General features: G+C 65.5%; 16 protein-coding genes. 10 read left to right on the top strand and 6 right to left on the bottom strand.

The features are described 5' to 3' along the window. From AC3WJI_RS14210 to AC3WJI_RS14185, 6 genes are all read left to right on the top strand, one after another. Nucleotides 1–614: carbamoyl phosphate synthase small subunit (locus AC3WJI_RS14210; RefSeq protein ID WP_492757929.1), on the top strand; the 614-nt coding region annotated here is incomplete at its 5' end. Then, complete coding sequence (locus AC3WJI_RS14205; RefSeq protein ID WP_492757928.1) at nucleotides 611–1,390, top strand: hypothetical protein; 780 nt, start codon at nucleotides 611–613, stop codon at nucleotides 1,388–1,390. The genes AC3WJI_RS14210 and AC3WJI_RS14205, both read left to right, overlap by 4 nt. Next, complete coding sequence (carB, locus tag AC3WJI_RS14200) at nucleotides 1,390–4,716, top strand: carbamoyl-phosphate synthase large subunit (RefSeq protein WP_492757927.1); 3,327 nt, start codon at nucleotides 1,390–1,392, stop codon at nucleotides 4,714–4,716. The genes AC3WJI_RS14205 and carB overlap by 1 nt, the downstream gene beginning before the upstream one ends. A 291-nt stretch (nucleotides 4,717–5,007) precedes the next feature. Next, nucleotides 5,008–5,484: a transcription elongation factor GreA gene (greA, locus tag AC3WJI_RS14195; RefSeq protein ID WP_492757926.1), complete on the top strand. Its 477-nt coding sequence runs from the start codon at nucleotides 5,008–5,010 to the stop codon at nucleotides 5,482–5,484. Between the two features lie 5 nt (nucleotides 5,485–5,489). Further along, nucleotides 5,490–6,119: a rhomboid family intramembrane serine protease gene (locus AC3WJI_RS14190; protein ID WP_492757925.1), complete on the top strand. Its 630-nt coding sequence runs from the start codon at nucleotides 5,490–5,492 to the stop codon at nucleotides 6,117–6,119. Nucleotides 6,120–6,126: 7 nt separating this feature from the next. Next, on the top strand, nucleotides 6,127–6,774 hold the full coding sequence (locus AC3WJI_RS14185) for a rhomboid family intramembrane serine protease (RefSeq protein ID WP_492757924.1): 648 nt from the start codon (nucleotides 6,127–6,129) through the stop codon (nucleotides 6,772–6,774). Here AC3WJI_RS14185 and AC3WJI_RS14180 read toward each other — a convergent pair. The 5 genes from AC3WJI_RS14180 to AC3WJI_RS14160 all read right to left on the bottom strand — a co-directional run bounded on the left by AC3WJI_RS14180 (nucleotide 6,763) and on the right by AC3WJI_RS14160 (nucleotide 8,686). Continuing rightward, nucleotides 6,763–6,990 carry a DUF4170 domain-containing protein gene (locus AC3WJI_RS14180; protein WP_492757923.1) on the bottom strand — a complete coding sequence of 76 codons (228 nt, stop codon included), beginning with the start codon at nucleotides 6,988–6,990 and terminating at the stop codon, nucleotides 6,763–6,765. The genes AC3WJI_RS14185 and AC3WJI_RS14180 overlap by 12 nt on opposite strands. Nucleotides 6,991–7,065: 75 nt before the next feature. Beyond that, nucleotides 7,066–7,428 (bottom strand): hypothetical protein, encoded by a 363-nt coding sequence (locus AC3WJI_RS14175; RefSeq protein WP_492757922.1) that lies wholly within the window; start codon nucleotides 7,426–7,428, stop codon nucleotides 7,066–7,068. Between the two features lie 69 nt (nucleotides 7,429–7,497). Further along, the gene (locus AC3WJI_RS14170) at nucleotides 7,498–7,773 is read right to left on the bottom strand and encodes a DUF3618 domain-containing protein (RefSeq protein WP_492757921.1); all 276 of its coding nucleotides are present in this window, start codon (nucleotides 7,771–7,773) and stop codon (nucleotides 7,498–7,500) included. Then, nucleotides 7,770–8,108, bottom strand: a complete 339-nt coding sequence (locus AC3WJI_RS14165; RefSeq protein WP_492757920.1) for a phage holin family protein — start codon at nucleotides 8,106–8,108, stop codon at nucleotides 7,770–7,772. Before AC3WJI_RS14165 ends, AC3WJI_RS14170 begins: the two co-directional genes overlap by 4 nt. Nucleotides 8,109–8,122: 14 nt before the next feature. Beyond that, entirely contained in the window at nucleotides 8,123–8,686 is a 564-nt protein-coding gene (locus tag AC3WJI_RS14160) for a hypothetical protein (protein WP_492757919.1), read from the bottom strand. A gap of 146 nt (nucleotides 8,687–8,832) precedes the next feature. Between AC3WJI_RS14160 and eno the strand changes: the two genes are divergently transcribed. Next, on the top strand, nucleotides 8,833–10,110 hold the full coding sequence (gene eno, locus AC3WJI_RS14155; RefSeq protein ID WP_492757918.1) for a phosphopyruvate hydratase: 1,278 nt from the start codon (nucleotides 8,833–8,835) through the stop codon (nucleotides 10,108–10,110). Between the two features lie 94 nt (nucleotides 10,111–10,204). Continuing rightward, on the top strand, nucleotides 10,205–10,522 hold the full coding sequence (locus AC3WJI_RS14150; RefSeq protein ID WP_492757917.1) for an FtsB family cell division protein: 318 nt from the start codon (nucleotides 10,205–10,207) through the stop codon (nucleotides 10,520–10,522). A 1-nt stretch (nucleotide 10,523) separates the two neighbouring features. Here AC3WJI_RS14150 and AC3WJI_RS14145 read toward each other — a convergent pair whose 3' ends face one another. Then, nucleotides 10,524–11,327, bottom strand: coding sequence for a DUF1206 domain-containing protein (locus AC3WJI_RS14145; RefSeq protein WP_492757916.1), 804 nt, complete (start codon nucleotides 11,325–11,327; stop codon nucleotides 10,524–10,526). 257 nt (nucleotides 11,328–11,584) lie between these two features. On the opposite strand from AC3WJI_RS14145, the gene pdhA reads away from it, so the two are divergent. Both pdhA and AC3WJI_RS14135 read left to right on the top strand, forming a co-directional pair. Next, entirely contained in the window at nucleotides 11,585–12,634 is a 1,050-nt protein-coding gene (gene pdhA / locus AC3WJI_RS14140) for a pyruvate dehydrogenase (acetyl-transferring) E1 component subunit alpha (protein ID WP_492757915.1), read from the top strand. A gap of 1 nt (nucleotide 12,635) precedes the next feature. Next, complete coding sequence (locus AC3WJI_RS14135) at nucleotides 12,636–14,045, top strand: pyruvate dehydrogenase complex E1 component subunit beta (protein ID WP_492757914.1); 1,410 nt, start codon at nucleotides 12,636–12,638, stop codon at nucleotides 14,043–14,045. Nucleotides 14,046–14,079: the final 34 nt, after the last annotated feature.

Genomic DNA, 14,079 nt, shown 5'->3' with positions numbered 1-14,079 from the left:
CCCCCGACCCCTCCCGCTTGCGGGAGGGGAGCGCAGACGGCGAGGCCGACGCCAAACCCCACATCGTCGCGATCGATTACGGCTCGAAGCACAACATCTTCCGCAACCTTGCCCGTGCCGGCGCGCGCGTCACCGTGCTCCCCGCCACGGCCACCTTCGAGCAGGCGATGTCCTTCGCTCCAGACGGCTTCTTCCTGTCGAACGGCCCCGGCGACCCCGCCGCGACCGCCGAATATGCCGTCCCGGTGATCCGGCAGATGCTTGACAGCGGCAAGCCGGTGTTCGGCATTTGCCTCGGCCACCAGCTAATGGCGTTGGCGGTGGGCGCGCAGACCTCGAAAATGTTCCAGGGCCATCGCGGTGCCAACCACCCGGTCAAGCGGCTCGCCGACGGCGCGGTCGAAATCACGTCTATGAACCACGGCTTCGCCGTGCTCGGCGAGACGCTGCCGGCGAATGCGCGCGAGACGCATGTGTCGCTGTTCGACGGGTCGAACGCAGGCTTCGAACTGACCGATCGGCCGGCCTTCGCGGTGCAATATCACCCCGAGGCCAGCCCGGGGCCGCAGGACAGTCTGTATTTGTTCGAGCGGTTCGTGGGGATGATGAAATGAGCGTCGATAAGTACGCAGAATTTCTCTTTTTGAACCATATCATGTCTGGTGACTTTGACCGGCAAGCGGCTGACCGGTGGATGTTAGCTTCAGAGTTGCGACAGCAATTTATCGACGCCCTAGATATTGCTTTTGAGAATCGCGGGTATGACATCGGTGGCCGATACCACGAGATGGTCGATCTACATCTGAAAGGGATGGGCGAGGCAGGTGTCATCGCCAGAGAGGGAGACCGATATACAGGCGAGTTTTCTTCTATCGGTATCAACTCCAAAGATGAATATGCGAAAAGAGTATTGAAGGATAGTGAAGTTGCGAAACGCATTTCTCGGCTGGGTGACGAGGCATTATCACGCGCACTGGCGAGCCTAAGTCTTGAAGAGGGGTGGCGCAGCTCGCTGGAAAATGACTTACCAGGTGCCGCCAAGGAGGGCGCTGCCACCATTGCGCAAATCGAGGTGCCTGCAGCAGACCGAGTTGTACGACTAGATCACAATCAAATTGGGGAGGCAAACGCATCCCTTTCTGAGATTGTTGAGGCATTGGAGCAAGACAATGGTGATCCTGACCAGCCCGGCCTGAGAGAGCGTCTATTGGGACAGATCAAGGCTGGCAGAGAATTGATCCGCGCCGGCGAGTACAAAGCTTATTTGCTGTATGAGGTTCTCGTTCGCGCTCTAGGAGAACTTATCAAACGTTATACCAATCCAGCGATCGTTGCGTTGGCAAATGCTTTGCTCGGCGCCGTCGTTTCACAACTTCTTCAGGCGAGCTAATGCCCAAACGCACCGACATCTCCTCCATCCTCGTCATCGGCGCGGGGCCGATCGTTATCGGCCAGGCGTGCGAGTTCGATTATTCGGGCACGCAGGCCATTAAAGCCCTCAAGGAAGAGGGCTATCGCATCGTCCTGGTCAATTCGAACCCGGCGACGATCATGACCGATCCCGAGCTCGCCGACGCGACCTATGTCGAGCCGATCACCCCGGCGATCGTCGCCAAGATCATCGAGAAGGAGCGCCCCGATGCGGTGCTCCCGACGATGGGCGGGCAGACCGCGCTCAACACCGCGCTGGCGCTGGCCAATGACGGCACGCTGGAGAAGTTCGGCTGCATCATGATCGGCGCCGATGCCGAGGCGATCGACAAGGCCGAGGACCGGCTGAAGTTCAAGGACGCGATGACCAAGATCGGGCTCGAAAGCGCCCGCTCGGCGATCGCGCACACCGAAGCCGAAGCGCTGGCCGGGCTCGAGCATGTCGGGCTGCCGGCGATCATCCGCCCGAGCTTCACCATGGGCGGATCGGGCGGCGGCATCGCCTATAATCGCGAGGAATTCATCGCGATCGTCCGCTCCGGGCTCGACCTGTCGCCGACCACCGAAGTGCTGATCGAGGAATCGCTGCTCGGCTGGAAGGAATATGAGATGGAAGTGGTCCGCGACCGTGCGGACAACGCCATCATCATCTGCAGCATCGAGAATGTCGATGCCATGGGCACGCATACCGGCGACTCGATCACCGTCGCGCCGGCGCTGACGCTGACCGACAAGGAATACCAGATCATGCGCAACGCATCGATCGCGGTGCTTCGCGAAATCGGCGTCGAAACCGGCGGCTCGAACGTGCAGTTCGCAGTGAATCCGAAGGACGGCCGGCTGATCGTCATCGAGATGAACCCGCGCGTGTCGCGCAGCTCGGCGCTGGCATCGAAGGCAACCGGCTTCCCGATCGCCAAGGTCGCGGCCAAGCTGGCGGTCGGCTACACGCTCGACGAGATCACCAACGACATCACCGGGGCGACCCCGGCGTCGTTCGAGCCGACGATCGACTACGTCGTCACCAAGATCCCGCGTTTCGCCTTCGAGAAGTTCAAGGGGGCCGAGGCGACCCTCGGCACTGCGATGAAGTCGGTCGGCGAAGTCATGGCGATCGGCCGCAACATCCATGAATCGATGCAGAAGGCCTTGCGGGGGCTCGAAACGGGCTTGAGCGGGTTCAACAATGTCGATCGCCTCGCCGGCGCGCCGCGCGACGAGATCGAGGCGGCGCTCGCGATCCGCTCGCCGGACCGGCTGCTGATCGCCGCGCAGGCGCTGCGCGAGGGCTTCACCGTTGCCGAAGTCCAGGCGCTGACTGCCTACGATCCCTGGTTCCTTGAGCGGATCGCCGAGATCGTCGAGGCCGAGGAGCAGGTGTGTCGCGGCGGCCTGCCGCAGGACGCCGCGGGGATGCGTAAGCTGAAGGCAATGGGGTTCAGCGACAAGCGCCTCGCCTTCCTCGCGCTCAAGTCGGTCAACATGCGTGCGGGCTCCGAGCGTATGGCGCGCAGCCACGGACTGATCGGCGAGGTCGCCAAGGCGATGTCGGGCGGGGTGACCGAGGGCGACGTGCGCAAGCTGCGCCACAAGCTCGGCGTGCGCCCCGTCTTCAAGCGGATTGACACCTGTGCGGCCGAGTTCGAGGCGAAGACGCCCTACATGTACTCGACCTACGAGGCGCCGAGCTTCGGCGAGCCGGAGAACGAGTCCAATCCGACCGACCGCAAGAAGATCGTCATCCTAGGCGGCGGTCCGAACCGGATCGGGCAGGGAATCGAATTCGACTATTGCTGCTGCCACGCCTGCTTCGCGCTGGCCGACGCCGGCTATGAGACGATCATGGTCAATTGCAACCCGGAGACGGTGAGCACCGACTATGACACTTCGGACCGGCTCTATTTCGAGCCGCTGACCGCGGAAGACGTGCTCGAGATCCTCGAAGTCGAGAAGTCGAACGGCACGCTGGTCGGGGTGATCGTCCAGTTCGGCGGGCAGACCCCGCTCAACCTCGCCAAGGCGCTCGAGGATGCCGGCATCCCGATCCTGGGCACCAGCCCCGACGCGATCGACTTGGCCGAGGACCGCGAGCGCTTCGCCGATCTCGTCGCCAAGCTCGGGCTCAAGCAGCCCGCCAACGGCCTGGCGCGCAGCCGCGACGAGGCGGTGGCGGCGGCCGAGCGGATCGGCTTTCCGGTGCTGATGCGCCCGAGCTACGTGCTCGGCGGGCGCGCGATGGAGATCGTCGACACCCTCCAGCAGCTCGACGATTATATCCAGACCGCGGTCCAGGTCTCGGGCGACAGCCCGGTGCTGATCGACCAGTATCTGCGCGACGCGATCGAAGTCGATGTCGACGCGATCTCGGATGGCGAGGACGTGGTGGTCGCTGGCGTGCTCCAGCATATCGAGGAAGCCGGCGTCCATTCGGGCGACAGCGCCTGCTCGATCCCGCCCTACAGCCTCTCGGCCGAGATCGTCGCCGAGATCGAGAAGCAGACCGAGGCGCTTGCCCGGGCGCTCAAGGTCAAGGGGCTGATGAACATCCAGTTCGCAGTCAAGGATGGCCAGGTCTACCTCATCGAGGTCAACCCGCGCGCCAGCCGCACGGTCCCATTCGTCGCCAAGGCGATCGGGACGCCGGTCGCCAAGATCGCCAGCCGGGTGATGGCGGGGGAGAAGCTTCGCGACTTGCCGAAGATCGATCGAAACATCGACCATATCGCGGTCAAGGAAGCGGTGTTTCCCTGGGCGCGCTTCCCAGGTGTCGATCCAGTGCTCTCGCCAGAGATGAAGTCGACTGGCGAAGTGATGGGGATCGACAGTGATTTCGCCACCGCTTTCGCCAAGTCGCAGCTCGGCGCCGGCACAGTGCTGCCGTCGTCGGGGACCTTGTTCGTCAGCGTCAAGGACAGCGACAAGCCGGTGGTTCTGCCGGGGGTGCAGATCCTCGCGCGGCTGGGCTTCAAGATCATCGCGACCGGCGGGACCGCGGACTATCTCGAGGCCGAGGGCATCGCGGTCGAGCGGGTCAATAAGGTCGCGCAGGGGCGGCCGCACATCGTCGACCGGATCGCCGACGGCGACGTCGCCCTGATCTTCAACACCACCGAAGGCTGGCAGTCGCTCAAGGATTCGTCGAGCATCCGGGCGACCGCGATGGCACAGAAGATCCCATATTTCACCACTGCACCGGCGAGCGTTGCCACCGCCCGCGCGATCGAGGCGCTCGGCAAGCACAGCCTTGGCGTCCAGCCGCTGCAGGCGTTTTACGGGAGCCGGTGACAGGTTCTCCTCCCGCTTGCGGGAGCGGCTAGGGGAGGGTGCGACGAGGCGGTTCTATCCGACCCACGCACGTCAGGCCCTCCCCCGCCCCTCCCGCAGGCGGAAGGGGAGCGAAGGCGGCGCCCGATGGGCTCGACGAATTACGGCATCAATCGGGCGGACGCTTGAAGTTTGCCCTTCGCAGCCTTATTATTCGCAATCGCACAATTGAACTCCCCCAATCGATGTTAATGTGCGGGCGTACCCCATGTGGGACGCTTGGGGATCGAGGCGTTTGAAGGGCGGAATGGAATGGCGACGGTCGATAAGATGCCGATGCTCAAAGAGGGCTATGAGAAGCTCACTGCCGAGCTGAAGCGCCTCAAAACGGAACGCCCGCTGATCGTGGATGCGATCGAGGAAGCCCGCGCGCACGGCGACCTTTCGGAAAACGCCGAATATCATGCCGCCAAGGAGCAGCAGGGCCAGAACGAAGCGACGATCGCGGATATCGAAGGCAAGCTCAGCCGTGCCCAGATCATCGATCCCAAAGACCTGTCGGGCGACAAGGTCGTGTTCGGCGCGACGGTGACCCTGCTCGACGAGGACGACAAGCCGATCAAATATCAGATCGTCGGCGAGACCGAGGCGGACGCCAGCAAGGGCCGCATCTCGTACAATTCGCCGATCGGCCGCGCGCTGATCGGGCGCAAGGTCGATGAAGAGGTGGAGGTCTCGGTGCCCGCGGGCGACCGCTATTACCTCGTCTCCAAGATCGAATTCATCTGAGCGGAGTGCATCTCCCCCGCGGCCGCTTCACCGACGCGCTGATCGCGCTGTCGGCGTTCGTGCTGCTGTTCGTCGGGGTGCTCGTCGGGTTTCGGAACGCCGCGATCACCTTCGGCTTCCTGCCGCTCGAATTCTCGACCGGCGCGTGGCAGAGCCATGTGCTGGGTGCCGCGCTCTCGCCGCTCGCCTCCGCGTTCATCCCGACCGATCCGCTGTCGGCGATCTTCAACCTCGTCTTCCTGCTGATCGCGGGGCGCTTCGTCGAGCGCGCGATCGGCCCGGTGGGGCTGGGGATCACGTTCGTCCTGGCCTGCTATTCCGGCGCGATCGGGCGGCTGCTGTTCACGCCGCAATCGCCGATCCCGAGCGCAGGGCTCGAATCGGCGCTGTTCGGCGTGGTGGGCAGCTATTTCATGCTCTACGGTGTGCCGGCGACCTTGCCGATCTCGCGGCGCTTCGGGCGGGTCGGCCAGATCGCGATCCTCGCCTTGATCTGGATCGGGTTTCAGCTGGTGTTCGCGCTTGCCGCGGGCAGCTTCGATCCGTCGACCGCGGTGGTCGCGCCGGTGTTCGGGCTGATCGCGGGTATCGCGCTGGCGAAGCCGCTGCTGGCGTGGCGCTATCGCGGCGCGTGAGCGTCGAATGCGCACGCCCCCGCTGACCGCTACCGCGACGATCGCGTGTGTCACGATCGTCCTCAGCGTCGCGGCAATGCTCGCGCCGGACTGGGTCGATGCGCCGATGCGCGCCGGTTTCATTCCCGCCCGCGCAAGCGGCACTGCCACCGATTATGCCGCCGTCCCGATGCTGCTCACCCCGCTGAGCTCAGCGTTCGTCCATGCCGGCATGCTGCACCTCGTCAGCAACTTGCTGATCCTCGTCTTCACCGGCTTGCAGTGCGAGCGTGCGATCGGGGCGTGGCGGGTTGCGGGCCTTTATCTCATCGGCGCCTATGCGGCGGCCTTCGCGCAGTGGCTTCCCGACCCGATGGCGGTCACCCCGATGGTCGGCGCGAGCGGCGCGGCGTCGGCGCTGTTCGGCGCTTATTCGCTGTTGTTCGGACGGCCGCGCGCAATCGTGATTCCGCCGCTAAAAGCATGGCAGGTCCACGCGTTGTGGCTCGCGGCGGCGTGGATCGCGATCAGCCTGCTGACCGCTTATGCCTTCCGGCTGGAAGGCGTGGCGGTCGCGGCTGCGGCGCATATCGGCGGTTTCCTCGCCGGGCTCGTGCTCGCACGGCCGCTGCTGCGCTGGCGCAGGCGGCGCGTGCGGCGTGCCTCAGTCGGCTGAGCCGGGCAGCTTGGGTTCGAGCATCCGATGGAGATGGACGACGACATAGCGCATTTCGGCGTCGTCGACGGTGCGCTGCGCGGCGGCGCGCCATGCCTTTTCGGCACTGGCATAATCGGGGAAGATCCCGACGACGTCGAGCTTGGAGGGGTCGACGAAGTCGAGCGTCTGCGGATCGGTCACGCGACCGCCGAAGACGAGGTGCAGCTTGCTCATGGAAACTCCTGGGGAGAGCGATTTGGCGCCGCCCTTAACGGGCAAAGCCGCAACCGCTCAACCCCGAAGTGACCCTTAGGCTTTTTGACCCGAGGTCTTGGCGGCCTCGATGATGTTGCCGAACAGCGCGCCCACGCGCTCCTTGGTGGCATCGCGGTCCGGGATCAGCGAGTCGATCTCCTGCCGTCCGGCATCCTTGGCGGCCTGGACAGCGGCAGTGGCGCGCTCGGCCAGCTGGCGGCCGACCGGCGCGAGCAGCTCGCGCTCCTTCGCCGCACGCGGCAGCAGAACGCCCGCCAGCACGCCCAGCGCGGCGCCGCCGGCGAGCAATGCGGCGGGATTGTTGCCGATGCCGTCTACGCTCTGGCGCGCGCTTTTCGGTGCGCCGGCATTACGGGTGGCGGCGCCGGGCTTCGCAGTGCTGCTCTCGGTGCTCATAGGGAGTTTCCTTTCTTCGCGTTCTTCGCGGGTGACTTGCGGTTCAAACCATCGACGGGGGAGGCGGTTTCATCGGGAGCGGTGAAGCAGCTTGCCGATCCACCCTCGCGCGAAGACGAGGCCGACCGCACCCGCGACGGCCGCCGCGGCGAGCGGGCGGCTGCGGACCGCTTCGGCGCCCTTGCGGGCAGTGGAGGCGACGCCCTGCGCCGCGGTTTCGACGGCATTCTGCGCGAGGTTCGCGGGCTTCAATCGCTCCTGCACCTCGCCGAGCGTGGCGAACATCCGGGCGCGCGCGATCTCGATCTGCGCCTCGGCCGCGAGCAACTCGGGATCGGTGCTCATGGCTTGCTCCCAAACAAGCGCTGGACATGTTTGGCCGCCAGCCACCCGAGCAGACCCGACACGGCCAGCGCGCCGAGGATCACGATCAACGTTGCCCACCAAGGCCCCACCAGCGGCGTCAGCGCGAGGATGAGGCCGACCAGCAGCGCAGTGACCGCGCATAGCGCGATCACCAGCGCCACGACGCCGAAGATCAGTCCGAGCTTCGCCTCGCCGAGCTTGCTCGCCGCGAGCTTGCGGTAATAGCCGATTTCGGCGCGGGCATAGGCCTTGCCGTCTTCGACCAGACGCCCGATCAGGACGCCGATGCTTTCTTCGCTCTCCGGCTCGGCCACCCCCCGGCGTCCTGTCAGGCGTCGGTCGTGTCGACGGGCACGCGCTCGCCGAGATCGGAGGCGGCATCGACGCCGGACTTGATCAACCGCGCCAGCACGAAGCCCACCGCGGCGGCAGCGCCGACCGCGATGACCGGGCTCTTTCGCACCAATTCACTGGCGTCCGCGATCAAGTCGTCGATTTCCTTGCCGCGCAGGCCATCGGCGAGGCTGGTGACCCCCTGAGCAGCCGACCGCGCATATTTGCCATATTCCTCGCCGAGCCGGGCGTCGACGTCGAGTGCTGCACCCTCGAACATCTTGGCAACTTCGTCGAGCGCGCTCGTCGCGCGATCCTTGCCTTGGCCGGCGAACTCGCGAGCGCGATCCGCAGCCTGAGTGCCAAATTTGGCAGCTTCATCCTTGAGATGCTGCGTCGAGCTGCGCTTCGGCTCGCCGAGGTCGTCCGCCGCGTCGAAATTGATCGCCGCGGGACCGTCGTTGCTTGCAGTCGCCTCCAGTTTGGGATCCGCTTCGAAGCTCACCTGCTCGCTACCCGTGGAAGCGCCGCCAGTGGAATTGTTCGTCTCGTCAGCCATGCGATGGGCCCTTTCCGTTACTCGTGCAGAGAACCATGGCCGTGCGCGCCGGTTCCATCCTCTGCGTTGCCCGGGGGCGTGGGAGCGGTTAGAGGCTCGCGCGCGCCTTCGGGCAATCCGACATACCCTGATAGGGAGACCGTTACGTGACCGCAATCATCGACATCCATGCCCGCCAGATCCTCGATAGCCGCGGCAACCCGACGGTCGAGGTCGACGTGCTGCTCGAGGACGGCAGCTTCGGCCGCGCCGCGGTACCTTCGGGAGCGTCGACCGGGGCGCACGAGGCGGTCGAGAAGCGCGACGGCGACAAGTCGCGCTGGCTGGGCAAGGGCGTCGAAGCGGCGGTGCAGGCTGTCAACAGCGAGATCGCCGAGGAAGTGCTCGGGCTCGACGCCGAGGACCAGCCCGATCTCGATCGCGCGATGATCGAGCTGGACGGCACCGAGAATAAGGGCCGGCTGGGCGCCAACGCGATCCTAGGGGTCAGTCTCGCCGCAGCCAAGGCGGCGGCGGATGCGCGCGGGCTGCCACTCTATCGCTATGTTGGCGGGGTCAACGCGCATGTCCTGCCGGTGCCGATGATGAACATCATCAATGGCGGCGAGCATGCCGACAATCCGATCGACTTCCAGGAATTCATGATCGTCCCCGTCGGTGCCGAGAACATCGTCGAGGCGGTGCGCTGCGGCTCGGAGATCTTTCACACGCTCAAGAAGAAGCTGTCCGAGAAGGGTCTCGCGACCGGCGTCGGCGACGAGGGCGGCTTCGCGCCCAATCTCAGCTCGACCACCGACGCGCTCGACTTCATCATGTCGAGCATCGAGGCGGCGGGCTACAAGCCCGGCGATGACGTGATGCTCGCGCTCGATTGCGCAGCGACCGAATATTACAAGGACGGCGCCTACAAGATGGTGGGCGAGGGCAAGACCTTCTCTAGCCAGGAGAATGTCGAATTCCTCGCCGGCCTCGCGGCCAAATACCCGATCTTCTCGATCGAGGACGGCATGGCCGAGGACGATTGGGAGGGCTGGAAGGCGCTGACCGACGCGATCGGCGGCAAGGTCCAGCTGGTCGGCGACGATCTCTTCGTGACCAACCCCAAGCGCCTGCAGCGCGGGATCGAGAGCGGCACCGCCAATTCGCTGCTGGTCAAGGTCAACCAGATCGGGACGCTGACCGAGACGCTCGCCGCGGTGAGCCTGGCGCAGCGCTCTTCCTATACCGCGGTGATGTCGCACCGCTCGGGCGAGACCGAGGACGCGACGATCGCCGACCTCGCGGTTGCGACCAATTGCGGACAGATCAAGACGGGCAGCCTCGCGCGCTCGGACCGGCTCGCCAAGTACAACCAGCTGATTCGCATCGAGGAAGAGCTGGGCGACGCTGCGCGTTATGCCGGGCGTTCGGTCCTCAAGGCCTGACCAAACCTCGTCACCCCCGGCCCGAGGCCGGGGTGACGGGGTAAGGGAAAACCGAACCTTGATCTCTCCTCATGGTTAAGCCAGAATCAACCACATGGCGCGCACCTCTCCGATCAACACCCTTTTGCGCCGCGCGGGGCTCCCTGCCGCGGTGCTGATCGCCATCGGCTTTTTCGGCTATAATGCGGTGCTCGGACCGACCGGCATCGTCGCCGCGCGCGCGACCAAGGCCGAGCTCGCGCAGAAGAATGTCGAATATGCCGCGCTCGCCAAGAAGCGCGCCGAGCTCAAGAATCGCGTCGACCTGCTCGATCCGAAGCGGGGCGCCGATCCCGACATGGTCGACGAACTGGTGCGCAAGCAGCTCAACGTCGCGCGCCCCGACGAAGTGATCGTCCCGCTCAACAACTGAGTCACTTGCCGACGCGAATCCGCCGGAAGCGGGCTTCGACCAAGCTATAGGCACCGAACAGCATCAGCCCGAGCGCCACGATCGCGAGCAACAGCGGCCCCTGCGGCTGTTCGCGCAGCGTGCGCAACGCCTGGCCGATCCCGCCGGCTTCGTCGGGGCTCGCCTCGATCGCGGCGTGGAGCAGGAACCAGCCGACCAGCAGGAAGACGATCGCGCGGGCGGCATAGCCGATTTGTCCGGTGAGGCACACATAGCGCGGCAAGGGCACGTCGCCGGCCAGCTCGCGGGCGAATCTGCCGCGATACGCCTTCCATGCCTGCGCGCCGGCGCCCGCGATCAGCAGCAATCCGATCGCGCCGAGCAGCCATTCGCCGCCGGGCTGATCGAGTAGCCAGCCCGACCAGCTGCGGGTGCGCGCCTCGCTCGGGTTGGTCTCGGGGCGGGTGAGTTGCAGCGCGAGCTTGCCGGCATAGACCGCGAGAAAGCAGTGGACGAGTGCGCTCCAGCCAAAGCCGATGCGCTCGACCAGCGCCTTGGGTTCGGTGCCGCGGCGATCGGGATCGAGTATGGCCTCGCTGAAGCGCCAGATCGCGTAACCGGCAAGGCCGACAGCGATCGCCGCAACGAGAATGTGGCCGAGCGGCTTGTCGAGCAGCGACCCCATTGCCTGCTGATTGTCGGCAGGCGCACTGCCCAGCCGCGCGGCGTCGAGCGCGAACCAGCCGACGAGCAGATAGACCAGTCCCCGCGCCGCGAACCCGATGCGGGCGGCGAGCGTGGCAACGGCGCGCGGCTTCTCGGTCATGGAACCGCCAAGCACGGCGCGGGCGGGGGAGGGGCTTTGGTCATCGATGCGGCTCCCGCGGATCAGGCCGAGGTAACGGCGCAGCATTCCATCCGTTGCGTCGGGACCGAAATCTTACTTGGCAGCACGTTGCGTCGGGGCAGGAGGGAGGACGTTCTCGATCGAACGCCGTGCTTCTCCGCGCGTTGACGTTGCGTCCCGGCCAAGAACGCGCTTATAGGCGCCGCACTGACCTCCCCCGGGCATGAGGATTTCCTGTGGCCAAAGCACCGGCACGCATCGCGTCCACCGAACCTGCGGTACCGAACCGCGAACGTCCCAACGAACCAGAGCGGTACAAAGCCTCGAAGGAGCAGCTGCTCGAATTCTACAAGCAGATGCTGCTCATCCGCCGTTTCGAAGAGAAGGCCGGACAGCTGTACGGGCTCGGCTTCATCGGCGGCTTCTGCCACCTCTATATCGGCCAGGAAGCCGTCGCGGTCGGCCTGCAGTCGGCGCTCAACGGCGACACGGACTCGGTGATCACCGGCTATCGCGATCACGGCCACATGCTCGCTTACGGCATCGACCCCAAGGTGATCATGGCCGAGCTCACCGGGCGCGGCGCGGGCATCAGCCGCGGCAAGGGCGGCTCGATGCACATGTTCTCCACCGAGCATAAATTCTATGGCGGCCATGGCATCGTCGGCGCGCAGGTCTCGCTCGGCACCGGGCTCGCCTTCGCGCACAAATATAACGAGGACGGCGGCGTCGCCATGGCCTATTTCGGCGACGGCGCGTCGAACCAGGGCCAGGTCTACGAATCGTTCAACATGGCCGAGCTGTGGAAGCTCCCGATCATCTACGTGATCGAGAACAACCAGTACGCCATGGGCACCTCGGTCAACCGCAGCTCGTCGGAAGACCAGCTCTACAAGCGCGGCGAGAGCTTCCGCATCCCCGGCATCCAGGTCGACGGCATGGACGTGCTCGCCTGCCGCGGTGCCGCCGAGGAGGCGTTGGCGTGGGTCCGCGCGGGCAAGGGTCCGATCATCCTCGAGATGAAGACGTACCGCTATCGCGGCCACTCGATGTCCGATCCGGCCAAATATCGCAGCCGCGAGGAAGTCCAGTCGGTGCGCGACAAGTCCGATCCCATCGAGGCGGTCAAGCGCGAGCTCGCGACGATGGGCGTGAAGGAAGAGGATCTCAAGCCGCTCGAGGCCGAGATCCGCAAGGTGGTCGCCGAGGCCGCCGACTTCGCCGAGCAGACCCCCGAACCCGACCCCGCGGAATTGTACACCGACGTCCTGGTGGAGACTTATTGAGATGGCGATCGAACTCAAGATGCCGGCGCTCTCGCCGACCATGGAAGAGGGCACGCTCGCAAAGTGGCTGGTCAAGCAGGGCGACGTGGTGAAATCGGGCGACATCCTCGCCGAGATCGAGACCGACAAGGCGACGATGGAATTCGAAGCCGTCGACGAAGGCACGATCGCGCAGATCCTCGTCACCGAGGGCACCGACAACGTGAAGGTCGGCACGGTGATCGCGCTGATCGCGGCCGAGGGCGAGGATGCCTCCGCAGCCGCCGCTCCGGCGCCGGCCGGGGCGCCCAAGGCCGAAGCCCCCGCAACCCAGCAGAAGGCCGAAGAGTCCGAGGCGCCCGCGCCGAAAAAGGCCGACAGCGGTACGTCGCAGCTCGCCAGCGACAAGGCCGCGATGGTCAGCGATCCTGCGATCCCCGAGGGCACCGAGATGGTCAAGACGACCGTCCGCGAGGCGCTGCGCGACGCGATGGCCGAGGAAATGCGGGCCGACCAGCGCATCTTCGTGATGGGCGAGGAAGTCGCCGAATATCAGGGCGCCTACAAGGTCACCCAGGGGCTGCTCGACGAGTTTGGCCCGAAGCGGGTCATCGACACGCCGATCACCGAATATGGCTTTGCCGGCGTCGGCACCGGCGCGGCAATGGGCGGGCTCAAGCCGATCATCGAGTTCATGACCTTCAACTTCGCCATGCAGGCGATCGACCACATCATCAATTCGGCCGCGAAGACCAACTACATGTCGGGCGGCCAGATGCGTTGCCCGATCGTGTTCCGCGGTCCCAACGGCGCGGCGAGCCGCGTCGGCGCGCAGCACAGCCAGAATTACGGCCCCTGGTATGCCAGCGTCCCCGGCCTTATCGTGATCGCGCCCTATGACGCGGCGGACGCCAAGGGGCTGCTCAAGGCAGCGATCCGCAGCGAGGATCCGGTCGTGTTCCTCGAGAACGAGCTGCTCTACGGCCGCCACTTCGAGGTCCCCAAGCTCGATGACTACGTCCTGCCGATCGGTAAGGCGCGGATCGTTCGCGAGGGCAAGGACGTCACGATCGTGTCCTATTCGATCGGCGTCGGCGTCGCGCTCGAGGCCGCCGAGACGCTGGCGGGCGAGGGCGTCGAGGCCGAGGTCATCGACCTGCGCACCTTGCGTCCGCTCGACACCGCGACGGTGCTCGAGAGCCTCAAGAAGACCAATCGCCTCGTCGTGGTCGAAGAGGGTTGGCCGACCTGCTCGATCGCGTCGGAGATCGCCGCGATGGTGATGGAGCAGGGCTTCGACGACCTCGACGCGCCGGTGCTGCGCGTGACCAACGAAGACGTGCCGCTGCCTTATGCCGCGAACCTCGAGAAGCTCGCGCTCGTCGATGCGGCGCGCGTCGTCGCGGCGGTGAAGAAAGTGACCTACCGCTGATGTTGGCGGGGCGGCCCCTCCGTTCGAAAGGGCC

The organism is Sphingomonas sp. FW306-1B-B10E (assembly GCF_058782005.1).
This window is presented reverse-complemented; position numbering and strand designations above follow the sequence as displayed.

Coding starts and splice junctions, on each gene's coding strand:
- greA (WP_492757926.1), top strand. CDS start 5,008: ATGGCGACGGTCGATAAGATGCCGATGCTCAAAGAGGGCTATGAGAAG.
- AC3WJI_RS14175 (WP_492757922.1), bottom strand. CDS start 7,428: ATGAGCACCGAGAGCAGCACTGCGAAGCCCGGCGCCGCCACCCGTAAT.
- AC3WJI_RS14150 (WP_492757917.1), top strand. CDS start 10,205: ATGGCGCGCACCTCTCCGATCAACACCCTTTTGCGCCGCGCGGGGCTC.
- AC3WJI_RS14145 (WP_492757916.1), bottom strand. CDS start 11,327: ATGACCGAGAAGCCGCGCGCCGTTGCCACGCTCGCCGCCCGCATCGGG.
- AC3WJI_RS14180 (WP_492757923.1), bottom strand. CDS start 6,990: ATGAGCAAGCTGCACCTCGTCTTCGGCGGTCGCGTGACCGATCCGCAG.
- carB (WP_492757927.1), top strand. CDS start 1,390: ATGCCCAAACGCACCGACATCTCCTCCATCCTCGTCATCGGCGCGGGG.
- AC3WJI_RS14135 (WP_492757914.1), top strand. CDS start 12,636: ATGGCGATCGAACTCAAGATGCCGGCGCTCTCGCCGACCATGGAAGAG.
- AC3WJI_RS14205 (WP_492757928.1), top strand. CDS start 611: ATGAGCGTCGATAAGTACGCAGAATTTCTCTTTTTGAACCATATCATG.
- AC3WJI_RS14170 (WP_492757921.1), bottom strand. CDS start 7,773: ATGAGCACCGATCCCGAGTTGCTCGCGGCCGAGGCGCAGATCGAGATC.
- AC3WJI_RS14185 (WP_492757924.1), top strand. CDS start 6,127: ATGCGCACGCCCCCGCTGACCGCTACCGCGACGATCGCGTGTGTCACG.
- AC3WJI_RS14160 (WP_492757919.1), bottom strand. CDS start 8,686: ATGGCTGACGAGACGAACAATTCCACTGGCGGCGCTTCCACGGGTAGC.